The organism is Micromonospora globbae (genome assembly GCF_036184225.1).
In the GTDB taxonomy this organism is placed as follows: Bacteria; Actinomycetota; Actinomycetes; order Mycobacteriales; family Micromonosporaceae; genus Micromonospora; species Micromonospora globbae.
In genome coordinates this window covers 3,767,368-3,789,757 of the sequence record NZ_CP108084.1, presented here as the reverse complement: position 1 = coordinate 3,789,757, position 22,390 = coordinate 3,767,368, and the positions used below count along the sequence as shown (strand labels likewise).

The window sequence follows — 22,390 nt, the reverse complement described above, 5'->3', positions numbered from 1 at the left end:
GGTGTGGACGCCGCCGGCCACCGCGACGCGGGGGAGCGGGGGTGTGGTCAGGCGGGGAGGCTGGCGACCCCGCGGGGCAGGAACCGGCGGCCGGTGACCCGCTCGGAGGTGCCGGTCCGGTCCAGGTACGGCGTGACGCCACCCAGGTGGAACGGCCAGCCGGCGCCGAGGATCATGCACAGGTCGATGTCCTGCGCCTCGGCGACGACGCCCTCGTCCAGCATCAGCCGGACCTCCTCCGCGAGCGCGTCCAGCGCGTTCTGGCGTACCTGCTCGGCGGTCAGCGGGGAGTCGCCGACCACCAGCAGCTTCGCCACCTCCGGGTTCACCTCGTCGTCCACCACGATGGGCTGGCCGCTCTCGGCGATCCGCTTGAGGTTCTCGCTGACGCCGAACCGGTCCGGGAACGCGGCGTGCAGGGTGCCGCCCACGTGGTACGCCACGGCCGGGCCCACGAGCTGGAGCAGGGCGAGCGGGCGCATCGGCAGGCCCAGCGGGTCGAGCGCGCTGTTCGCCACGTCCAGCGGCGTGCCGGCGTCCACGGCCGCGAAGACGGTGCCGAGGAACCGGGTGAGCAGCCGGTTGACCACGAACGCGGGCGCGTCCTTGACGAGGACCGAGGACTTCTTCAGCTGCTTGCCGACCGCGAACGCGGTGGCCAGCGTGGCGTCGTCGGTCCGCTCGCCGCGGACGATCTCCAGCAGCGGCAGCACGGCGACGGGGTTGAAGAAGTGGAAGCCGACCACCCGCTCCGGGTGCTCCAGGTCCTCGGCCATGGCGGTCACCGACAGGCTGGACGTGTTGGTGGCGAGCACCGCCTCCGGCTTGACGATCTTCTCCAGCTCGGCCCAGACCTGCTTCTTCACCGCCAGGTCCTCGAAGACCGCCTCGATGACGAAGTCGGCGTCGGCGAACGCGCCCTTGTCGACCGAGCCGCTGACCAGGCCGTACAGCTTGGCCGCGGTGCCCTTGTCCATCCGGCCCTTGCTGACCTGCTTCTCGATCTGGGTGTGGACGTAGCCGACGCCCTTGTCCACCCGGGCCTGGTCCAGGTCCGTCATGACGACCGGCACCTGCAGCCGGCGCGCGAAGAGCAGCGCGAGCTGGCTGGCCATCAGGCCGGCGCCGACGATGCCCACCTTGGTGACCGGGCGGGCCAGCCCCTTGTCCGGCGCGCCCGCCGGCCGCTTGGCCCGTCGCTGCACCAGGTCGAACGCGTACAGGCCGCTGCGCAGCTCCTCGGAGAAGACGAGGTCGGCCAGGGCCTCGTCCTCGGCGGCCGTGCCGGCGGCGAAGTCCGCGTCCTTCGCGGTGTCCAGCAGGTCCAGCGCCCGGTACGCGGCCGGGACCGCGCCGTGCAGCCGCTGGTCGAGGGTCTGCCGGGCGAAGTAGAGCACGCCGGCCCACATGTCCCGGTCGACCTCGGGCCGGGTGACGGTGACCTGTCCGCGTACGACGCCGGCCGCCCACTCCAGCGAGCGCTCCAGGAAGTCGGCCGGCTCCAGCAGGACGTCGGCGATGCCCATCTCGGCCGCCTGCTTCGGCTTGAGCATCCGGTTCTGCATGAGCGGGTTCTGGATGATGACCTGGGTGGCGGCCGGGATGCCGATAAGGTTCGGCAGCAGCTGCGTGCCGCCCCAACCGGGCACGAGGCCGAGCGAGACCTCGGGCAGCGCGAGTGCCGCGGCCCCGCCGGAGAGCGTCCGGTAGTGGCAGTGCAGCGCCAGTTCCAGGCCGCCGCCCATCGCCGCGCCGTTGATGAACGCGAACGTGGGCACGGCGCTGTCCTTGAGCCGGGCGAAGACCCGGTGGCCGAGCCGCCCGATCTCCAGGGCCTGCTCCCGGTCGGCCAGCAGCGGCAGGCCGGTGATGTCCGCGCCCACGCAGAAGACGTACGGCTTGCCGGTGACCGCGACGAACGCCGGGTCGGCGGCGAGGGCGGCGGTGATGGCCTCGTCGAGGCTGGTCAGGCCGCCCGGGCCGAAGGTGTTCGGCTTCGTGTGGTCGAAGCCGTTGTCCAGGGTGATCAGTGCGGCGGGCCGGTCCAGCCCCGGTACGTTCACCTGCCGCAGCAGCGCCTTGGTGACGACCTCGTTCGGTGCCGCGAGCGCGCTCACTTGTTGCCCTCCCAGTGGGGGTTCTCCCAGATCACGGTGCCGCCCATGCCGATGCCGATGCACATGGCGGTGAGCCCGTAGCGGACCTCGGGGTGCTCGGCGAACTGCCGGGCGAGCTGCGTCATGAGCCGTACGCCCGAGGAGGCGAGCGGGTGGCCGATGGCGATCGCCCCACCCCAGGGGTTCACCCGCGGGTCGTCGTCGGCGATGCCGAAGTGGTCGAGGAACGCGAGCACCTGCACGGCGAACGCCTCGTTCAGCTCGAACAGGCCGATGTCGTCGATGGTGAGGCCGGCGATGCGCAGCGCCTTCTCGGTCGACGGGACCGGGCCGTACCCCATCACCTCGGGCTCGACGCCGACGAAGCCGTACGACACGAGCCGCATGGCGACCGGCAGGCCCAGCTCACGGGCGGTCTCCTCGGCGGCGATGAGGCTCGCCGTGGCGCCGTCGTTCAGGCCGGCCGCGTTGCCCGCGGTGACCTTGCCGTGCGGGCGGAACGGGGTCTTGAGCGTCGCGAGCTTCTCCATCGAGGTGTCCCGCGGCGCCTCGTCCACCGTGGCCAGACCCCAGCCGCCGTCCTCGTCGCGGATCGCGACCGGCACCAGGTCGGCCTGGAGCTTGCCGTTGGCGTACGCCTTCGCGGTCTTCTGCTGCGAGGCGAGCGCGAACGCGTCGGTGCGCTCCTTGGTGATGTGCGGCAACCGGTCGTGCAGGTTCTCCGCGGTGGCGCCCATGACCAGGGCGGACGGGTCGACGAGCTTCTCCGCGATGATGCGCGGGTTCGGGTCGACGCCCTCACCCATCGGGTGGCGGCCCATGTGCTCGACGCCGCCGGCGATCGCGACGTCGTACGCGCCCATGGCGATGCCACCGGCCACGCTGGTCACCGCGGTCATCGCCCCGGCGCACATCCGGTCGATGGCGAAGCCGGGAACCGTCTTGGGCAGACCGGCCAGCAGGGCGGCGGTCCGGCCGATGGTGAGGCCCTGGTCGCCGATCTGGGTGGTGGCGGCGATGGCGACCTCCTCCACCCGCTCCGGCGGCAGCTGCGGGTTGCGGCGCAGCAGCTCGCGGATGCAGCGGATCACCAGGTCGTCGGCGCGGGTGTTGGCGTACATGCCACCCGCCTTGCCGAACGGGGTGCGGACGCCGTCGACGAAGACGACATCCCGAACTTCACGGGGCACTTGAGAGCCTCCTTTTCGACCACGCTCCGGCCCCGCGCCGACGGGCGGCACTCCGGGCCGGACGACGGTCGCCGGCACTGGCGTTTCCCTCGGATGCTACTCGCCAGTAACCGGGCGGGGCACCGCGCCCCGTGTGGCCCACCCCACACCCGGGCTCCTCCCCCGGGGCGGGGGACTCCCGTTGATCATGAAGTTATCGCGCCGACACGCCGTCAGCCCGGACGACAACTCCATGATCACCCCCCGCGGGCCGCGGACGGCGGCGCCGGGAGGGGTGGGGGTGGGTCAGGTTGGGGGGTCGGTCAGGGCGGTGGTCAGGTCGGCCACGAGCAGGCCGATCTGCCACTCGCGCGCGCCGAAGCCGCGCAGGGTCTCGGCCACCGTGGACTCGGTGATCTCCTCGGGCGGCACCCAGGCCAGCCGGCGTACCGAGTCCGGCGCGATGAGGTTCTCCGCCGGCAACCGGTGCTCGCCGGAGATCCGCAGCACCACCTCCCGGCACCGGGCCAGCCGCGCCGCGGCCACCGGGTCCCGCTCCGCCCACCGGTGCGGCGGCGGTGGACCCTCGACCGCCGGGGCGACCGGCAGCGCGTCCTCCGGCAACTGCCGCGCGTCGTCGAGGGCGGCCAGCCAGGTCCGCGCCAGCCGGCGTACCGATCGGCCGCCGAAGCCCGGCAGGGTCAGCAGGGTCTTCTCGTCCTTGGGGTCCAGCTCGGCGGCGGCGATGATCGCCGAGTCGGGCAGCACCCGGCCCGGCGCGGCGTCCCGGCGGGCCGCGATCTGGTCCCGGGCGTACCACATCGAGCGGACCCGGGCCTGCGCCCGCGCCCCCCGCACCCGGTGGATCCCGGAGGTCCGCCGCCACGGTTCGGCCCGCACGCGCGGCGGGCGGGCGCCGGTGCGGACCAGCGCGGCGAACTCCTCGGCCGCCCACTCCGACTTGCCCTGCCGGATCAGCTCCTCGTCGAGCGCGTCGCGCAGGTCGACCAGCAGCTCGACGTCGAGAGCGGCGTACGTGAGCCAGGACTCGGGCAGCGGGCGGCTCGACCAGTCGGCCGCCGAGTGGTGCTTCTCGAGGGCGTATCCCAGCAGCTGTTCGGTCAGCGCGGCCAGACCGACCCGCTCGAATCCGGCCAGCCGAGCGGCCAGTTCCGTGTCGAACAGGCGGCGCGGCCGCAGCCCCAGCTCGGCCAGACAGGGCAGGTCCTGGCTGGCCGCGTGGAGCACCCACTCGGCCTCACCGATCACCTCGTCGAGCGGGGTGAGGTCGGACAGGGGCAGCGGGTCGATCAGGACGGTGCCGGCGCCCTCGCGACGCAGTTGCACGAGGTACGCCCGCTGGCTGTAGCGGTAGCCGGAGGCGCGTTCGGCGTCGAGGGCGACCGGGCCGCTGCCCGCGGCGAAACGGGCCACGACCTCGGCGAGTTCCTCCGGGGTGGCCACCGGTTGCGGCGTGCCCTCACGAGGGGCGGTCAACAGCACGGGCCCGCCGGAGGTCGGGTCGGTCCCCGCGCCCGCCGGCTCCGGCTGAGCCGACGGCGGGTGGTGCGGTTCGTCTCCCGGACGGCGTTCGGCGGCCCGACGGCGCAGGGGTGGTTCGTCGGTCACCTGACAACCCTAGTTCGCCCGGCGAACCTGCGGGTGCAGCCGGTCGGCCCGTGTGTCGGTCGGATACCCGCCCACCGCCCTCGGAGGTGGGACATCGGGGGAGACAAACCCCGTTCACGCCGGTACGGTCCATCGGGCCGCCGCGTGGGTCGAGGGGACCACGAGCGAGGCGGCGGCGCGGCGTCGACGGGGGAGGAAAGTCGATCATGACGGCGGGCTACGGTACGGCTGGCTACGGTCCGGGGGGCGAGAACCGGGGGGACGGGAACCCTCCGGACGCGCCCACGGCACCCACGACGGACCGGCCCGGGCCGCTGCCGCCTCGGTTCGAACCGTCGCCCGGGACGGCGACGCCCTGGCCGACCGCGCCCGCGCCGGGTCAGCCCGCCCCGGGTCTGTCCGGCATGCCGCCACAGAACCCGCCCGGTGCGTCCATGTCGGCGCACGCCGGCACGTCCGTGCCGCACCAGTCCTCGCCCGGCGCGTCCGTGCCGCACCAGTCCTCGCCCGGCGCGTCCGTGCCGCACCAGTCCTCGCCCGGCGCGTCCGTGCCGCACCAGTCCTCGCCCGGCGCGTCCGTGCCGGCCTGGCCCGGTGCGCCCGGCGTCGCCCAGTCCGCCGCCGGCCGGGTGCCGGCTCCGGCCGGCTGGTCGCCGCCGGCGCAGGGAGCGACTCCGAACGCGGGCCGGCCCGACGACCCCCGTGGCGCCGGGTCGCCGCCGAACGCCGGACCGTGGGCGCCACCGGTCCCCGCGGAACCCGCGCCGCCGGCCGGGGCCGCCGGCTCGGCACCGGCCGGACCGGCCATGCAGCCGTCGTCCGGGCCCCTGCCCGCCGGCCCGTCTTCGCTGCCCTCCGGGCACTCCGGGCCGCTGCCGGTGTCCCAGGGCACCGCGCCGGCCGGGCCGCTGCCGCCCGCCGGTCCGGTGTGGCCGGCCGTGGGTGGCGCGTACCCCCTCGCGCCGAGCACGCCGGGCACGAAGGCCCGCGGCAGGCGGTGGCTCACCGTGGTCGCCGTGGTGGTCGCCCTGCTCCTGGCCGGGCTGACCGGCGTGCAGGCGTACCAGATCGACCGGCTCGGCGACCGGCTGGCCGCCACCGACCGAAAGCTCGCCGAGGCGCAGAGCGGCGACGGCGCCCGGCTCGACGGGCTGGAGCAGCGCGCGGGGGCGCTGGAGAAGCAGGCCGGCGCGACGTTCAACCCGGAGGCGGTGGCCAGCGCCGTGCTGCCCAGCGTGTTCCGGGTCCGCGCCGGGCAGTTCACCGGCACCGCGTTCGCGGTCGGCAAGCCGGCCGCCGGGGGCGGGACGAACCTGTTCACCAACTACCACGTGGTGGAGGCGGTCTACGAGGGCGGCGGCCGCCAGGTGTTCCTGGAGCGCACCGACCAGCGCTTCCCCGCCACCATCGTCAAGGTCGACAAGACCAACGACATCGCCCACCTGCGCACCAGCGCCCGGTTCACCGGACTGGCCGCCGCGCCCGAGGCCGTGAAGTCCGGCCAGCAGATCGTGGTGGTCGGCGCGCCGCTCGGCCTGGAGGACACCGTGACCACCGGGGTGGTGAGCGCGCTCCGCGACGCGCAGGACGACTCCGGGCCGGTGCTCCAGTTCGACGCGCCGATCAACCCCGGGAACTCGGGCGGACCGGTGGTCAACGGGAACAAGCAGGTCGTCGGGATCGCCACCGCCAAGGCGCGCGACGCCGAGGGGATCGGCCTCGCCGTACCGATCAAGGTCGCCTGCGACGGCTTCAAGATCTGCTGATCGTCCTTCCGGCGGGCCGCCGGGCGGCGCGGGCCGCCACCCGGCTGCTCGCCGCGCCGCCGTCCGCCGCTCACCCCCACGGGCATCCGGCCGGGTCGTGTCGACCGGCCGTCGTACCACCCACGGTCCGTCCGCGCGGACCGCTCACCTGGAGGAAGAGAGATGACCCAGTCACCGACCGGGCCGCAGGGATATCCGCCGCCCCACCCGGCGCAGCCACCGGCCGCGCCCGGCCAGCCGCCGTCGCCCGAGCAGTCGTGGCAGCGGCCGACCGCGACGTACGGCACGCCCCGACCTGCCCCGTCCGAGGCACCGACGCAGCCCCTGGCGTCCGCGCAGCCCGGCGCGCCGGTGCCTCCCACCGGGCCGGCCCAGCCGTACGCCGCGCCGCCGACCCAGCCGACCCCGCCGTACGCCGCCCAGCCGGCCCCGCCGTTCTCGGCGCCGCCCGCCCAGCCGGCTCCGCCGCACTCCGCGCCCCCGGCCCCGCCGTTCCCCGCGCCGTCGGCCCAGCCCACCCAGCCGTTCTCCGCGCCCCCGACCCCGCCGTTCTCCGCCCCGCCGGCCGCGGCCGGATACGCGTCGCCGGCCGGGCACGTGTCGCCGGCCAGCGTCCCGCCGTACGTCGGGCCGGTCTCCGGACCGCCGGTGCCCGGCGTCGACCAGCCGATGTCCGTGCCGCCGGCCGGCGCGTACCCCGGCGCCCCGATGTCGGCGCCACCCGGCGCCGTCCCGCCGTACGGTCCGGCCGGCGCGACCGGCGGACGGGGTCGTACGGTGCTGATCCTCGCCGTGGTGGCGGGGCTGTTCTTCGTGCTCGGCGGTGTGATGACCGGCCTCTACCTGACCAAGAGCAGCGAACTGGACCGCACCGAGCGGCGGCTCACCGCGCAGGTCAGCGAGCGCGACGGCACGATCGCCGCCAACGCCAAGGAGATCGACAAGCTCAAGACCGACCTGCAGACGGTGCGGGACCGGCTGGCCGACACCGAGCAGGACCTCACCGGCACCCGCAACGACCGTGACGAGCAGGCCCGGCAGAAGAAGGTCATCGCCAACTGCCTCGACAAGCTCACCACCGCGCTGGGCGCGGCGGCGGCCGGTGACAAGGGCGCGTACGACAAGGCCATGCAGGGCCTGGACAAGGTCTGCGACGAGGCCGAGAACTACCTCTGACGCCCACCCGTACCGGGTCAGGCCGCGCCGGCGGGGCGACGCTCCGGCAGCGCGGTCACCCCGGGCGGCGGCAGCCCGGCCGTCGAGGCCAGCAGCGCGCACCACGCCAGCAGGTGCGGGGCCAGGTCGTCGTCGACCGGCGTCCAGGAGGCGCGGATCTCGATGTCACCGGCGGCGGGCGGGCCGGCCAGGTCACCGAACCGGGTCGACATGGTCTGCGTCACCGTCCCGCCGATGGCCCGGTGGCCGGCCTCCTGCGCGTCGAGCGCGTCGGTGAGCCAGGTCCAGCCGACGCCGGGGAGCAGCGGGTCGGCGGCCAGGTCGGCCTCCAGTTCGGCGGTCACGTACGTGACCAGCCGCAGCGTGCCCTGCCACGCCTCGTGTCCGGCCGGGTCGTGCAGCAGGATCAGCCGCCCGGTCGCCACCTCGTCCCCGTCGCGCAGCACGCTCGCGGCGAGCGCGAAGGCGTACGGGGCGAGCCGCTGCGGCGCGCCGACCTCCTCGAGGACGATCTCCGACCGGGGCGCCGCGGACCGTAACCCGGCGACCGCGCGGGCGAAGGTCTCTGGGAGCGCGATCGGAGGGGCCATGCCGGCAGCCTATGCCGCCGCCCCACCGACAGGCGCGACGGCGCGCCGACGCGGCCGCCGGCCCGGTCCTATGAGACAGGCCCCACTCGGGGGCCCTTCCGTCCGGCGCGGGCGGGACGGGTGGCACGATGGCCGCGATGAGCACGGACAGCACGGGCACCGCCGCCCGAGACGGACAGCCCACGACCGGACCGGGGGACTCGGCCTTCGTCCGGGCCTGCCGCCGCCAGGCCGGCCCGCACACCCCGGTCTGGTTCATGCGCCAGGCCGGCCGCTCCCTCCCCGAGTACCGCGAGATCCGCGCGAACGTGGGGATGCTGGAGTCCTGCCGCCGCCCCGAACTGGTCACCGAGATCACGCTCCAGCCCGTACGCCGGCACGGCGTGGACGCCGCGATCCTGTTCAGCGACATCGTGGTGCCCGTCGCCGCGGCCGGAATCGAGCTGGACATCGTGCCCGGCACCGGACCGGTGGTGGCGCAGCCCATCCGCGACGCCGACGACGTCGAGCGGATCCGCCCGATCGGCCGCGACGACGTCCCGTACGTGGACGAGGCCGTCACGACCCTCGTCGCCGAGCTGGGCGACACGCCCCTGATCGGCTTCGCCGGCGCGCCGTTCACCCTGGCCAGCTACCTGGTCGAGGGCGGCCCGTCGCGGACGCACGCCAGGACCAAGGCGCTCATGCACGGCGATCCGCAGCTGTGGCACGCGCTCTGCGCCCGGCTGGCCGAGGTGACGCTGGCGTTCCTGCGCGTCCAGGTGGCCGCCGGGGTGTCGGCGGTGCAGCTCTTCGACTCGTGGGCCGGGGCGCTGTCGGAAGCGGACTACCGCCGCTACGTGCTGCCGCACTCGACGACCGTGCTGTCGGGGCTCGCCGACGCCGGGGTGCCCCGGATCCACTTCGGGGTGGGCACCGCCGAGCTGCTCGGCGCGATGGGCGAGGCGGGGGCGGACGTGGTGGGCGTCGACTGGCGGACCCCGCTGGACGTGGCCACCCGCCGGATCGGCCCCGACCGGGCCGTGCAGGGCAACCTCGACCCGGCCGTGCTGCTCGCGCCGTGGCCGGTGGTCGAGGCCGAGGTGCGCCGGGTGCTGGAGGAGGGCCGGGCCGCGCCGGGCCACGTCTTCAACCTCGGTCACGGTGTGCTGCCGGAGACCGACCCCGACGTCCTGACCCGGGTGGTCGCGCTCGTGCACGAACTCACCGCGACCGGGCGGAGCTGAGCGGCGTGCGGCGGCCCGCGCGGGTGGCGGTGGTCGGCGGCGGCGTCGCCGGGCTGGCCGCCGCGGTCCGGTTGCGCGACCGCGCCCCGGAGGGCACCGAGATCACGGTGTACGAGCGGTCCGGCGCGCTCGGCGGCAAGCTGCGCACCGGTGAGCTGGCCGGGCAGCCGGTGGAGTTCGGCGCCGAGTCGTTCCTGATGCGCGACCCGGCCGGCGGGGAGTCCGCGGCCGTGGCGCTGGTGCGCCGGCTCGGGCTGGCCGACCGCATCGTGCACCCGACCGTCGGGCGGGCCGCGCTGGCCGTCGACGGGGAGCTGCGCCCGGTGCCCGCCGGCACGCTGGTGGGCGTACCCGGGGACCTGGCCGCGGTGTCGACGGTGGCGCGGCCGGACGCGGCGGCCGACCGCGACGAGGGCCGCCCGCTGCTCGGCCCGGACGAGGACGTGAGCGTCGGCGCGCTGGTCCGCGCCCGGCTCGGTGGCGAGGTGGTCGACCGGCTGGTCGACCCGATGCTCGGCGGGGTGTACGCGGGCCGCGCGGACGACCTGTCGCTGACCGCCACGATGCCCGCGCTGGCCCGTGCCGCCCGGGTGGAGCACACCCTGGTCGGCGCGGTCCGTGCCGCACAGGCCGCGGCGCCCCGTGCCCCGGGCGCGCCCGTCTTCGGCACCCTGGTCGGCGGGCTCGGCACGCTGGTCGAGGCGGCGGCCCGGGTGAGCGGCGCGACGATCCGCCGGGACGCGACGGTACGTGAGCTGCACCCCACCCCGGCCGGGTGGCGGCTGACCATCGGCCCGACCCGCGACCCGGAGCACGTCGAGGTCGACGCCGTGGTGCTCGCCGTGCCGGCGCGGGCGGCCGCCCGGCTGCTCGCCGGGCCGGCGCCGGAGCTGGCCGGGACCGTCGGCCGGCTGGACTACGCGAGCGTCGCGCTCGTCACCCTCGCGCTGCCGGAGCCGCGCCTGCCGGAACTCTCCGGGTTCCTGGTGCCCGGCACCGAAGGGCTCCTCGTCAAGGCGTCCACGTTCTTCACCACGAAGTGGGGGCACCTGCGCCGCCCGGACGGCCTCGCCCTGGTGCGCGCCTCGGTCGGCCGGTACGGCGAGGAGGAGCAGCTCCAGCGCCCGGACGAGGACCTGGCGGCGACCGTGCACCGCGAGCTGTCCGCGGTCGTCGGCTCGCCGCTGCCCACCCCGGTCGCCGGGCACGTGCAGCGGTGGGGCGGGGCGCTGCCGCAGTACGCGCCCGGGCACGTCGACCGGGTGGCCTCGGTACGCGCCGCGCTACGGGCGAGCCACCCCACCCTGGCGCTGGCCGGGGCCGGCTACGACGGGGTGGGCATCCCCGTCTGCGTCCGCTCGGGAGAGACGGCGGCCGACGAGATCATCACTGCACTGGGAGGATCGGGGACATGACCGAGCAGACGAACGCGGCCCGGCTGCGGGAGCTGAACGCCGCCATCCGCTACACCATGTGGTCGGTGTTCCGGGCCAGCAGCCCGCTGCCGTCGCTGCGGGACAACGTCACCGCCGAGGTCGAGGCGCTCTTCGAGGAGCTGGCCGGCAAGGACGTGACGATCCGCGGCACGTACGACGTGGCCGGCCTGCGCGCCGACGCCGACCTGATGATCTGGTGGCACGCGCCCTCCAGCGACGCGCTGCAGGACGCGTACCTGCGGTTCCGGCGCACCACGCTGGGCCGGGCCATGACCCCCGTCTGGTCGCAGATGGCCCTGCACCGGCCGGCCGAGTTCAACAAGAGCCACATCCCGGCGTTCCTGGCCGGCGAGGAGCCCCGCGCCTACCTCTGCGTCTACCCGTTCGTGCGCTCCTACGAGTGGTACCTGCTGCCCGACGAGGAGCGGCGGGAGATGCTCGCCGAGCACGGCCGGATGGCCCGGGGCTACCCGGACGTGCGGGCGAACACGGTGGCCTCGTTCGCGCTCGGCGACTACGAGTGGATGCTCGCCTTCGAGGCCGACGAGCTGCACCGCATCGTCGACCTGATGCGCGATCTGCGGGCCGCGACCGCCCGCCGGCACGTCCGCGAGGAGGTCCCCTTCTTCACGGGCCGTCGCCGGTCGGTCGCCGAGATCGTCAACTGCCTGGTCTGAACCGGGAGGGTCGCCGCCCGGTCAGGGCCCGGTCAGCTCCCGGACCATCACCTGTTCCCGCTGGACGCCGTCGGGCATGAGGTCGCCGAGCTCCCCGGTCGCCACGAACCCGTGGCGCCGGTAGAGGCGCAGGGCCGCCTCGTTGCGCTCCGCCACGGCCAGCCGCAGCCGGCCGGCGCCGGTCTCCCGGGCCCACCGGACGACGGCGCCCACCAGCGCGTCCCCGACGCCCTGGCCCCGCGCGTCGGGGTGGACCCACATGGAGATCAGCTCAGCGGTTCCCTCGACGGGGGTGGGGACGCCGCTCACCATGCCCAGCGGCCGCCCGTCCCGCTCGGCGACGAGGTTGTGCGAGCCGGGGATCGCCAGGCGGGCGCGCCAGCGTTCCTCGCGGTCGCCGTGGCCCTGCCAGTCAGCCAGGCGGGCGCCGAACGCGTAGGGCGCCTCGGCCAGTGCGAGCAGGCGTGCCTCGCGCCAGCGCTTCCAGTCGTCCGGCGTGAGCAGCTTGATTTCGATCACGAGTGCATCCTGGCGTCGCCGGTCCGCCACGGCCAGCGGATTCCCGGGGACGGGCCGGCCGGGGCGCGCGCCACCGGAGGGCGCGGGCCGGGAGGAGCGGGCCGCAGGCCGGCCGGGGCCGCGCCCGGAGGCAGTGGGGCGCGACCCCGGCCGGGGATCCGGGGAACTCAGCCGGTGGTCGTACAGGAGACGGGGGCCGGCACCGGGTTGGCGCCGGTCCAGGTGCCGAGGAATCCGAACGTGGTGCTCGCTCCCGGCGCGAGGGCGCCGTTGTAGCCGACGTTGCGCGCCGTGACCAGCGTCCCGTCGGTCTCGACCGTGGCGTTCCACGTGGAGCTGACGCGCTGACCGTCGCCGTAGCGCCAGCTCACCGACCAACCCCGGGTGGCCGAGCCGCCGGCGGTCACCTGCACCTCCGCCTGGAAGCCGCCGGCCCACTGGCCGGTGACGCGGTACGTCGCCGTGCAGGCGCCGGCCGGCGGCGGCGTGGTGGGCGGGGGAGTGGTGGGCGGCGGCGTCGTCGGGGGCGGCGTGGTGGGCGGCGGCGTGGATCCGCCCGAGAAGTCGACGTCGCTGCACAGGTAGTACGACTGGTCCAGGTGGCTGGCCTGCCAGATGGTGTAGACGACGTGCCGGCCGGTGCGCCCCGGCGCGTTCGCCGGGATCTCGATCGACACGCCGCCGGTCTCCTGCTTCCACTGCGACGCCGGGGTGTTGCCGATCTGGCCGACCAGTTCCAGGTCGTCCCAGCCGAGGGGCTCGGTCAGCGCGTCGAAGCCCTGCCGGGTCACGTACACCCGGATGTAGTCGGCGCCGTGGCTGGCCTGGTCGAACAGGCGAACGCGGAAGCTGTTCGCGACCGGGGTGGTCTTCCAGGCGCCGACCGCGTCGAGCGCGTTGTACCGGCCGCCCTCGGTGCGGCCACCGCTGCACAGCTGGCCGTCGGGGATGGCCGCCTGGTGGTTGCCGGCGACACCCTCGCGGAACAGGCCGTTCCAGTTCCACATGGCGTTCGGGTTGGCCTGCCAGGCCTGCCAGCACATCGGGTCCTCGGTGGCCATCCGCGGGTTCTGGAAGTCGCTGCCCCACCGTTGCCAGCAGCCGTAGTTGCGCGAGGCGGGGTCGACCACGGAACCGTGCGCGGAGACGGGGTTGGCCAGGGCCGTGGTGAGCAGGAGGACGGCGGCCGCCGCGACGGCGAGCGGCCACAGGACACGTGGTGATCGGAATGGAGTGGACACAGGGGCCCCCGGGGGGAAGAGGTCGAACGACGACGGCGCCCGGACGGCCGGGAGTTGCCCCTCCCGTACCCGTGCTCGCGCGGCTACTAGCGCCGGCTCCGCTCAGGAGGCTCCCATATCGATCGGCCTACGTCAATGCATTGCCCGGGCGGCGCATCGGGACGTGCGGGATGCCGTCCTCGACGAACTCGGGGCCGGCGACCGCGAAGCCGTGGCGGGCGTAGAAGCCGACGAGGTGCGACTGCGCGTCCAGCACGCAGGGCCGCTCGCCCACCACGGCCAGCGCCTCGGCCATCAGCCGGCCGGCATGCCCGGCACCCCGGGCCCGCGGCGCCACCACCACCCGGCCGATCCGGGCGACGCCGCCCGGATCGGCCAGGATCCGCAGGTACGCCAGGGGCGCCTCGCCGTCGGTGAGCCACAGGTGCCGGGTGCCGGGCTCGACGTCGCGGCCGTCGAGTTCCGGGTACGGGCAGTTCTGCTCGACCACGAACACGTCGATCCGCAGCTTGAGCAGGTCGTGGAACGTGCGGGTGGTCAGGTCCGCGAACGCGGCGGTGCGGACCTCGATCGTCTGCGGCATCCTGCGATCGTAGGTTCCGGCACCGTGGGCGTCAGGTACGTGGCGGCCACGGCCGTGAGCAGCAGCACTCCGCCGACGATCACGGGCAGCGGCAGAGGCTCGCCGAGCAGCGCGACGGCGAGCGCCGCGGCGGTCAGCGGTTCCGCCAGGGTGACCACCGCGGCGACGCTGCCCTCGGTGGTCCGGAGCCCGGCGTAGAACAGCCCGTACGCCACCGCGGTGGTGACCACCCCGAGGTGCAGCAGCAGCGCCACGACGTCGGGCCGCGCCGGCACGGCCAGCCCGGCGGTCAGGGCGACGGGTGCGAGGGCCAGCGCGCCGATCGCGGTGGAGAGGGTGGTGAGCGCCATCGGCGCGGTGCGTCGGGACACGTGCCGGCTCACGAGGGTCGTGGCGGCGTACCCGAGACCGGACCCGGCCGCCGCGAGCAGTCCCAGCAGGGGGCGGGGCGCCGCCGAGGTGGGTTCCGCCGAGGCCCCGGTGATCAGGGCGAGGCCGGCAACCGCGGCCGCGAGGGTGGCCAGCCGGAGCCGCCCGGGCAACCGGCGGGCGCGGACGGACTCCCAGGCGGCGGCGAGCACCGGGGCCAGGCCGAGGCTGACCACGGTGGCCACGCCGACGCCGGCGAGCGCCACGGCGGCGAAGTACAGCGCCTGGTAGAGGCCGAGCCCGATCCCGGTGGCCAGGAGCGGCAGCGGTGCGGCGCGTACCGCGGCGAGCGTCTGCCGCAGCCGCGGCGCCGTGACCGCCGTCAGGACGAGCGCGGCGATCGCCAGGCGGTAGAAGCCGATGCCGACCGGGCTCAGGCCGGTGCTGTCGTGGACGGCGTGTACGACGACGCCGGTGGTGCCCCACAGCACCCCGGCGACGGTGATCTGGATCAGGCCCGCGCGGGCGGGCGAGGCAGGCGTGACCGGCGCCGGACGCAGGGTCGGCGCGGTAGGGGAAGCGGGCATGTGTGCGCTCCGAAGGTGGGCCGCTGACGGGGGACGACGTCGGCGGAGCGCACGGCGGGGTGGCCGAGCCGGGTCAACCGGTCGGCGTGGGGCGGCGCGCTCCGGTCAGGAGCGCGGGGGAGGCAGAACGCCCGGGAACGGCCGCATGGCACGACCGTACCGTAGGCCGCCGTCAGGCCGGCCGTACGCCGACGGCGTCGCGGATCTCCGCGCCCTGCGCGCCCTCGACGGCGCGGGCGCAGTGCCCGCTGCAGAAGAAGCGGCCGTTGACCTCGACCCCGTGCCCGGCGATCTTGATCTGGCAGTGCTCGCAGATGGGCGCCATCCGGTGGATCGCGCACTCGAAGCTGTCGAAGGTGTGCGTGTCCCCGCTGACCGTCCGCACCTCGAACGCCATCCAGTAGTCGTTGCCGCAGACCTCGCAGGTCGCCATGGGAACCCCCCGGTATCGCCGACAGTTGCTCCCAGGGTGCGGCAGGGCGGAGCCCCCTCGGGTCCGAATGCGCCCGATCGGCCTCTACCCGGCGGCGTGTCGGCTCCGGCGTGTCGCCCGTTATGGCTGGTAGACCGCCCCGAGCCCCTGGAGGTGTTCCGTGATCAAGCGCAGCAAGCTCTTCGGAAACCAGACCCGCGTGACCTTCTGCCTCCCCCGGGACACGCCCCCGGGGGCGGTGAGCGTCGTGGGCTGCTTCAACGGGTGGGAGCCCGGCCGGCACGAACTGGTACCGCGGCGCGACGGCACCCGCACGGTCACGGTGCGGCTCGCGCCGGGGGAGTACCGCTTCCGCTACCTGGCCACCGGCGGGGTCTGGCTCGACGACGACACGGCCGACCGGGTGGACGAGCAGGGCTGCGTGCTCGTGGTGTGAGGCATCCAGGTATGCCGATGACTTTATTGATAGAGGTCTTTACTGTTAACAAACTTTAAATTATGTTGGTGGCATCGTCCCCCAGGTTGCGGAGGTGCCACCATGCGTCGAAGAGTCACCATCCCGATCGTGGCGGCGGGCGCCGTCGTCTCCTCGCTCGCCGTCGCGGCGCCCGCCCAGGCGCACGGCTACGTGTCGTCGCCACCGAGCCGGCAGGCGCTCTGCGCGCAGAACCGGGTCCCGGACTGCGGCCAGATCAAGTACGAGCCGCAGAGCGTCGAGGGGCCGAAGGGGCTGCGCAACTGCCACGCCAACATCGCCCACTTCGCCGTCCTCAACGACGACAGCCGGGGCTGGCCGGCCACCTCGGTCGGCAGCACGGTGACCTTCACCTGGATCAACACCGCCCGGCACGCCACCAGCAACTGGGAGTACTACATCGGCAACACCCGGGTCGCCGTCTTCAACGGCAACGGCCAGCAGCCCGGCGCCACCGTCACCCACACGGTGAACCTGAGCGGCTGGTCGGGCCGGCAGAAGGTCCTCGCGATCTGGAACATCGCCGACACCGCGAACGCGTTCTACTCCTGCGTCGACCTGCAGATCGGCGGCGGTGGCCCCGGACCCAGCCCGACACCGACCACCTCGCCCACCCCGCGGCCGACGCCGACGACGAGCCCCACCACGCCACCCCCGGCGGGCGGCACCTGGACGGTGGGCCGCGCCTACCAGGTCGGTGACCAGGTGACCTACGGCGGTGCGACCTACCGCTGCCGGCAGGCGCACACCGCCATCACCGGCTGGGAGCCGCCGAACGTGCCGGCGCTGTGGAGCCAGGTCTGACGGTACGGGCGCGGCCGGTGCCCCGACGCCGCGCCGCGCCCCCGTACCCCTGCCCGTCCCGTCCGGAGACCCGCGTGACCCGGCTGACCGTCCCACTCGTCGCCCTGCTGCTGGCCGCCGGGTGCGCCGCCGGCCCGGCCGTGTCGCCCCCGGCGTCCGGGGCCGCGTCCCCGTCGGCGCCCGCGGCGTCCCCGGCCGCGTTGAGCGGGGTCGACCGGCTGTTCCTGACCATGATGGTGGCGCACGTCGAGCAGACCCTGGAGATCGTCCGGCTGACCCGCGACCGGATCACCGACCCCGAGCTGCGGACGCTCGTCGCCGCCGTCGGCGCGACCGAGACCGACGAGCTGGCGACCATGCGCACCTGGTTGGGGAACGCCGGTCCGGACCCGGCGAGCCGGCACGACCACTCCGGCCACGGCGTGTCCGCCGCCGACCTCGCCCGGCTGCGCGACGCCACCGGCCCCGAGGTCGACGCGGCGCTGCGGGAGGTGCTCGGCGCCCACCAGCGCGCGGCGGCCGACCTGGCCCGCGCGCATCTCGACGTCGGCACCGACGAGCGGGTGCGTGACCTCGCGCGGCGCATCGAACAGTCCCGCAGCGCCGAGGTGCGGCTCATGACCGGGCAGCCCGCCGGCCGGTAGGCGTGCCCGGGGTAGGCGTGCCTGGTGGTGGGCGTGCCCGCCGGTAGGCGTGCCGGCCGCGGGCTCAGCGGGGTTCGAGCCGGATGGAGAGCGAGTTGACGCAGTGCCGGGTGTCCTTCGGGGTGAAGCCCTCACCGCGGAACACATGCCCGAGGTGGCTGTCACACCGGGCGCAGCGGATCTCCGTACGCACCATGCCGAGGCTGCGGTCCTCGATCTCCTTCACCCGCCCCGGGATGGCGTCGTCGAAGCTCGGCCAGCCGCAGTGCGAGTCGAACTTGGTGTCGCTGGCGAAGAGTTCGAGGCCGCACGCCCGGCAGTGGTAGACCCCGGGGGTCTTGGTGTTGACGTACTCCCCGGTCCACGGGCGTTCGGTGCCGGCCTCCCGCAGCACCCGGAACTCCTCCGGGGTCAGCCGGACGCGCCACTCGTCCTCGGTGCGGGGCAGTTCGGTGTCGTCGAGACTCACCCGTCAACGGTACGTCGGACGTCGCACGCGTCGCATATGGTCGCCTGATGGGTGGCACCACGAAGGCAACGGTCACCGAGGTCGAGGTGGCCGGCCGCACCGTCCGCCTCAGCAGCCCCGACCGGGTGATCTTCCCCCAGCGGGGCTTCACGAAGGCCGACGTCTTCCACTACTACCTGGCGGTGGGCGACGGGATCATGCGCGCCCTGCGCGACCGGCCCACCACGTTGCAGCGGTTCCCCGAGGGCGTCGAGGGGGAGGCGTTCTTCTCCAAGCGCGTACCGGCCCGGGGCGTGCCGCCCTGGGTGTCGACCGCCCAGATCACCTTCCCGAGCGGGCGGACGGCCGCCGAGCTCTGCCCCACCGACCTGGCCCACGTGGCGTGGGCCGCCCAGATGGGCACTGTCGTGTTCCACCCCTGGCCGGTACGCGCCGCCGACACCGACAGTCCCGACGAGCTGCGCGTCGACCTCGACCCGCAGCCCGGCACCGACTTCGCCGACGCCGCGGCGGCCGCCGGTGAGCTGCGTGCCCTCCTCGCCGAACTCGGCGTCACGGGCTGGCCGAAGACCTCCGGCGGCCGGGGTGTGCACGTCTACCTGCGCATCCAACCCCGGTGGACGTTCGTCGAGGTGCGTCGGGCCACCATCGCCCTGGCACGGGAACTCGAACGGCGCCGGCCCGACCTGGTCACCACCTCCTGGTGGAAGGAGGAGCGGGGCGCCCGCGTCTTCGTCGACTTCAACCAGATGGCCCGCGACCGCACGATCGCGTGCGCGTACTCGCTGCGCGCCAACGCCCGGGCCACCGTCTCTACCCCGGTCACCTGGGACGAGCTGCCCGACGTGGACCCGGACGACTTCGACCTGGCCACCGTCCCCGCCCGGCTCGCCGAGCGGGGCGACCCGCACGCCGGCATCGACGACGAGGCGTGGGACATCACGCCGCTGCTGGAGTGGGCCGAACGCGACGCGGCCGCCGGCCAGGGCGACATGCCGTACCCGCCCGACCACCCGAAGATGCCCGGCGAGCCGAAGAGGGTTCAACCGAGCCGCGACAGGGACCGGACCAGGGGAAACACCGCCTGAACGGCGAACCTCCCGGTTAGCATAACGCTGACTCTCCGGATAACCTCAAGCGCATGCCATCCCCGCTGATCGCCGACCTGGCAGCCTCGTTCCGGCGACACCTGCGCGCCGCAGGCAAAGCCGACCGCACCCTGGTCCTGTACGGACAGTCGATCCGGTTCTTCATCGAGTGGCTGGAGAACCAGGGTCGCCCGGCAACCCTGGACAACCTCAACCGGCACACCATCACCGCCTGGCTGGCAGACCTGTCGGAGAAGGTCGAAACCGAAACCGTGCGCACCCGGCTACGGGGCATGCGCCGGTTCTGCCGGTGGCTGGAAGCCGAAGGGGAAGTCGACAAGGCCCCGACGACCGGCGTGGAGATGCCCGCCCCGGCGGAGAAACCGAACCGGACCCTCACCGACGACGAACTGGTCCGCCTCATCAAGGCCTGCTCCCGGCCCCGGGGACGGGCCGGCGTGTGGGACCGGCACATCTTCGACGGACGCCGCGACGAGGTGATCATTCGGTTCCTCGCCGACTGCGGCATCCGGGTGTCCGAACTGGCCGGGCTCACCGTCGAGGACGTGGACCAGGACCGGGAGATCATCTACGTCACCGGGAAAGGCAACCGGCCCCGGGTGGTGCCCTACGGGGCCAAGACGGGGCAGGCCCTGGACCGCTACCTGCGCATGCGGACCGCCCACCCGAAGGCACACACCACGGACCGGCTGATCCTGTCCGAACGGGGCCCGCTGTCCGCCGACGGGATCAGGTGGAGGCTGGAACAGGTGGCCGCAGCAGCCGGCGTCCCCGACGTGCACCCGCACGCCTTCCGGCACACTGCCGCCCACCGCTGGCTCACCGAGGGAGGATCGGAGCGGGGTCTGATGGCGGTGATGGGGTGGCGGTCCGACGCGATGCTGTCCGTCTACGCCCGGTCCACTCAGATCGAGCGGGCCCACGCGGAACACCGACGGCTCCGCCTCGGTGACCGACTCTAAGAGCATCATGATCTACGCCGCGATGGAGAGGAGCACCGTCACGCGGGTGTGAGAAACGGGCACCATCGGGGTGCCCCGACCCCTTGAGGTGTCGGATGACCCGCGACGACAAGTCGCCCGCAGAACGCAGCCTCATCGCCCGCATCGCAGCGGCGGAGCGGTGGGGTCGCACCGTGGACCGCACGGCGGCCACAGAACCCGCCAGGCGGGCGTTCCGCGACCGATTCGAGGCTCAGGTACCGGCGGAAGTGACGGACCCGCAGCGGCGCGCTGAGATGGCCGAACACCTGCGCCGGGCCTGGTATCAGAGGCTGGCCCTCAAATCCGCGCAGGCCCGGCGGGCCCGCAAGAATGGCGAAGCGGCATAGAATCGAATGGCCGTGCTGGCTGAGGGTCGGCGGTAACTGCGCAGTCGTCTCGCTGATTCGACCGCAGAGGTGAAGGGGTCCCGGTTACCTGTCCCGGGGCCCCTTTCTCGTGCCCGGGGAAAATTCTGGGATCTTCGGTGATCATGCTGATTCATCAGGGACCACAACGGACATCCGTGATCTTGCGGCGGATTCCAGAGGCTCGCTAATGTACTGCGCAGTCGAACGGAGAAATATCCGAAAGACAGAAGGTAAGGCCCTTTCTGGGGAGGAAAGGTCCCATCCCTTCCATCCGGGAGAACACACCGGTGAGCACCGACCCCAGACTCAGCGAACTAGGCCGAATCCTCGTGTCGTACCGCTGGCAAAACACCACGCCGGAACAGCGTAAGGCTGCCACACAAAAGGCCCGTGAGGCCCGCAAGCGCAAGGCCGCGGAGCGTCGCGCTGCTAAGAACGGCGGTACCGGCAATGAGTGACAAGGTAAAGGCCCCCGGTCAGGGGGGCCCCCACAGCACCGCAGCTACCGGCGATTCTACCGGGCTGAACCTCCCGGAGGAATTCTGGAAGCGGGAAAGCCTCCAACACATCCGGCAGGCAGCTCACAGTCGCGGCCGATCCGGTGACGTGGTGTTCGGAGTCACCCTGGCCCGCCTGTCCGCGATGATCCCGCACACCATGCGGTTCGACTCCGGGATCAGCAAGGGCAGCCTCAACATGTTCGTCGCCCTGATCGGGGCATCCGCCGCAGGAAAAAGCACCGGCAAGAGCGTTTCCATGGACCTGCTGCGACGCCCCCGATACCTGGACGGCGACCTGTTCCGTGACGGGCTGCCCCTCGGGTCCGGTGAAGGCCTGGCGGAAGCGTTCTACGGCACCGTGACCGAGAACCAGATCAACGAGATCACCGGGAAGCCGAAGGTGGTCCGCGTCCGCCAGCAGGTCCGGCACAACGTGTTCGTATACGTGGACGAGGGCGAAACGCTCACCAAAACCATCGAGCGGGCCGGCGCCACCATCGGCCCGGCCATCCGTTCGGCATGGAACGGGGAACTGATCGGGCAGTCCAACGCCCGGGAGGAAACCACCCGCATCCTGCCGCAGGGGTCCTACAGCCTCGGCATGGTCATGGGGTTCCAGCGGTCCACCGCCCAACCGCTGCTCGCCGACGCGGGACCTGGGACGCCCCAGCGGTTCCTGTGGCTGTCCGCCACCGACCCGAGCATCCCCGACACCCGGATGAACTGGCCCGGGGAACTGACGGTCAACCTGGACGGCCGGGAATGGCTCAGCGGCGATGTTGACGCGATCCCGAACGTGGTCATCGACTTCGCCGACCCAATCAAGGACGAGTTGTGGCACAGGAACCGGGCTTACGCACGGGGCGACGTGGAACCGCCGGAACTCGACGCCCACGAACCCCTGATGCGATGCAAGGTCGCATCGCTGCTGGCTGTCCTGGACGGCCGGTTCTACGTCACCGAGGAGGACTGGGACCTATCCCTGATGGTCTGGGACACCTCCCGGGCCGTCCGCGACGACCTGATCCGGTGGGGACAGGATCAGCAGCGACAGCGGGAAGAGGCACGGAACCTTGCCGCAGCCGTTCGTGAGGCCGCCATTCGGGATCACGTCCGGGACAGCCACGCCGCGAATGTGGAACGGGTGGCGGCCCTGCTGACGAGTTACCTGAAGAGAGAGGACATGCAGACCCCCGGGAACCTGCGGCGCAGACTCAGCGGCCGGGATCGGGACATCTTCCCGGAGGCGCTCGAATACGCGATCAGCATGGATGCGATCAAGTACGCGAACCCGAGTAAGTCCAAGTGCCGGTACGTCTCTGACTGAGGACATGTGGACATGTGGACGTCCACATCCAGAGACGCGCAGAAACTATCTGAAAGTTGAAAATATCCTCTTCCTCTTCTACGTAACGTAAGGGAAACCGAGGATTCAGTAACTCTCGGTTACGAGACTTCCAGAGTCCGCGTCCATGGGTGTCCACATGTCCACATGCCCCCACATCAAGGCCATCTATGTG

The 22,390-nt window shown here is 73.5% G+C and carries 21 protein-coding genes and 1 pseudogene; 12 read left to right on the top strand and 10 right to left on the bottom strand.

From position 1 onward, the window contains the following. Positions 1–47 precede the first annotated feature (47 nt). From OG994_RS16785 to OG994_RS16775, 3 genes are all read right to left on the bottom strand, one after another. Entirely contained in the window at positions 48–2,117 is a 2,070-nt protein-coding gene (locus tag OG994_RS16785) for a 3-hydroxyacyl-CoA dehydrogenase NAD-binding domain-containing protein (protein WP_120331885.1), read from the bottom strand. Next, positions 2,114–3,307 (bottom strand): thiolase family protein, encoded by a 1,194-nt coding sequence (locus OG994_RS16780; protein ID WP_120331886.1) that lies wholly within the window; start codon positions 3,305–3,307, stop codon positions 2,114–2,116. The genes OG994_RS16785 and OG994_RS16780 overlap by 4 nt, the downstream gene beginning before the upstream one ends. A gap of 285 nt (positions 3,308–3,592) precedes the next feature. After that, the gene (locus tag OG994_RS16775; protein WP_120329359.1) at positions 3,593–4,915 is read right to left on the bottom strand and encodes a ribonuclease D; all 1,323 of its coding nucleotides are present in this window, start codon (positions 4,913–4,915) and stop codon (positions 3,593–3,595) included. Between the two features lie 594 nt (positions 4,916–5,509). On the opposite strand from OG994_RS16775, the pseudogene OG994_RS16765 reads away from it, so the two are divergent. Together OG994_RS16765 and OG994_RS16760 are read left to right on the top strand one after the other, a co-directional pair. Beyond that, a pseudogene (locus OG994_RS16765) lies at positions 5,510–6,681 on the top strand (S1C family serine protease). Between the two features lie 162 nt (positions 6,682–6,843). Then, positions 6,844–7,857, top strand: a complete 1,014-nt coding sequence (locus OG994_RS16760; RefSeq protein ID WP_328850275.1) for a hypothetical protein — start codon at positions 6,844–6,846, stop codon at positions 7,855–7,857. 17 nt (positions 7,858–7,874) lie between these two features. On the opposite strand, the gene OG994_RS16755 is transcribed toward OG994_RS16760, so the two are convergent. Then, positions 7,875–8,447, bottom strand: coding sequence for a DUF3000 domain-containing protein (locus tag OG994_RS16755; protein ID WP_120329361.1), 573 nt, complete (start codon positions 8,445–8,447; stop codon positions 7,875–7,877). Positions 8,448–8,575: 128 nt separating this feature from the next. Here OG994_RS16755 and hemE point away from each other — a divergent pair, with 128 nt between their 5' ends. Genes hemE through hemQ form a run of 3 tightly spaced genes read left to right on the top strand, consistent with a single transcriptional unit; the run spans position 8,576 to position 11,786 of the window. Beyond that, positions 8,576–9,673 (top strand): uroporphyrinogen decarboxylase, encoded by a 1,098-nt coding sequence (gene hemE, locus OG994_RS16750; protein ID WP_328850274.1) that lies wholly within the window; start codon positions 8,576–8,578, stop codon positions 9,671–9,673. A gap of 5 nt (positions 9,674–9,678) precedes the next feature. After that, positions 9,679–11,088, top strand: a complete 1,410-nt coding sequence (gene hemG, locus OG994_RS16745) for a protoporphyrinogen oxidase (protein ID WP_328850273.1) — start codon at positions 9,679–9,681, stop codon at positions 11,086–11,088. Beyond that, a complete protein-coding gene (gene hemQ / locus OG994_RS16740) occupies positions 11,085–11,786 on the top strand; it encodes a hydrogen peroxide-dependent heme synthase (RefSeq protein WP_328850272.1) in 702 nt (233 codons plus the stop codon). Before hemG ends, hemQ begins: the two co-directional genes overlap by 4 nt. 21 nt (positions 11,787–11,807) lie before the next feature. Here the strand turns inward: hemQ and OG994_RS16735 are convergent, their stop codons facing one another. The 5 genes from OG994_RS16735 to OG994_RS16715 all read right to left on the bottom strand — a co-directional run bounded on the left by OG994_RS16735 (position 11,808) and on the right by OG994_RS16715 (position 15,518). After that, positions 11,808–12,305: a GNAT family N-acetyltransferase gene (locus OG994_RS16735; protein ID WP_328850271.1), complete on the bottom strand. Its 498-nt coding sequence runs from the start codon at positions 12,303–12,305 to the stop codon at positions 11,808–11,810. Between the two features lie 167 nt (positions 12,306–12,472). Continuing rightward, positions 12,473–13,546, bottom strand: coding sequence for a lytic polysaccharide monooxygenase auxiliary activity family 9 protein (locus tag OG994_RS16730; protein WP_120329366.1), 1,074 nt, complete (start codon positions 13,544–13,546; stop codon positions 12,473–12,475). Between the two features lie 127 nt (positions 13,547–13,673). Further along, positions 13,674–14,129, bottom strand: coding sequence for a GNAT family N-acetyltransferase (locus OG994_RS16725; protein WP_120329367.1), 456 nt, complete (start codon positions 14,127–14,129; stop codon positions 13,674–13,676). Beyond that, a complete protein-coding gene (locus OG994_RS16720; RefSeq protein WP_328850270.1) occupies positions 14,084–15,085 on the bottom strand; it encodes a DMT family transporter in 1,002 nt (333 codons plus the stop codon). Before OG994_RS16720 ends, OG994_RS16725 begins: the two co-directional genes overlap by 46 nt. Positions 15,086–15,257: 172 nt before the next feature. Next, positions 15,258–15,518: a Prokaryotic metallothionein gene (locus tag OG994_RS16715; protein ID WP_120329369.1), complete on the bottom strand. Its 261-nt coding sequence runs from the start codon at positions 15,516–15,518 to the stop codon at positions 15,258–15,260. A 160-nt stretch (positions 15,519–15,678) separates the two neighbouring features. Between OG994_RS16715 and OG994_RS16710 the strand changes: the two genes are divergently transcribed. The 3 genes from OG994_RS16710 to OG994_RS16700 all read left to right on the top strand — a co-directional run bounded on the left by OG994_RS16710 (position 15,679) and on the right by OG994_RS16700 (position 17,441). Next, entirely contained in the window at positions 15,679–15,954 is a 276-nt protein-coding gene (locus OG994_RS16710) for an isoamylase early set domain-containing protein (protein ID WP_120329370.1), read from the top strand. 102 nt (positions 15,955–16,056) lie between these two features. Then, a complete protein-coding gene (locus OG994_RS16705; RefSeq protein WP_120329371.1) occupies positions 16,057–16,797 on the top strand; it encodes a lytic polysaccharide monooxygenase in 741 nt (246 codons plus the stop codon). A gap of 74 nt (positions 16,798–16,871) precedes the next feature. Further along, complete coding sequence (locus OG994_RS16700; RefSeq protein ID WP_240032994.1) at positions 16,872–17,441, top strand: DUF305 domain-containing protein; 570 nt, start codon at positions 16,872–16,874, stop codon at positions 17,439–17,441. 64 nt (positions 17,442–17,505) lie between these two features. On the opposite strand, the gene msrB is transcribed toward OG994_RS16700, so the two are convergent. Continuing rightward, entirely contained in the window at positions 17,506–17,910 is a 405-nt protein-coding gene (gene msrB / locus OG994_RS16695) for a peptide-methionine (R)-S-oxide reductase MsrB (RefSeq protein WP_120329372.1), read from the bottom strand. 47 nt (positions 17,911–17,957) lie between these two features. Here msrB and ligD point away from each other — a divergent pair, with 47 nt between their 5' ends. The 4 genes from ligD (at position 17,958) to OG994_RS16675 (ending at position 22,197) form a co-directional block, all read left to right on the top strand. Further along, complete coding sequence (ligD, locus tag OG994_RS16690) at positions 17,958–18,998, top strand: non-homologous end-joining DNA ligase (RefSeq protein ID WP_328850269.1); 1,041 nt, start codon at positions 17,958–17,960, stop codon at positions 18,996–18,998. A gap of 53 nt (positions 18,999–19,051) precedes the next feature. Next, entirely contained in the window at positions 19,052–19,981 is a 930-nt protein-coding gene (locus tag OG994_RS16685) for a tyrosine-type recombinase/integrase (RefSeq protein WP_328850268.1), read from the top strand. Positions 19,982–20,076: 95 nt separating this feature from the next. Then, the gene (locus OG994_RS16680) at positions 20,077–20,349 is read left to right on the top strand and encodes a hypothetical protein (RefSeq protein WP_328850267.1); all 273 of its coding nucleotides are present in this window, start codon (positions 20,077–20,079) and stop codon (positions 20,347–20,349) included. Between the two features lie 630 nt (positions 20,350–20,979). Further along, positions 20,980–22,197 (top strand): RNA-binding protein, encoded by a 1,218-nt coding sequence (locus OG994_RS16675; protein ID WP_328850266.1) that lies wholly within the window; start codon positions 20,980–20,982, stop codon positions 22,195–22,197. Positions 22,198–22,390: the final 193 nt, after the last annotated feature.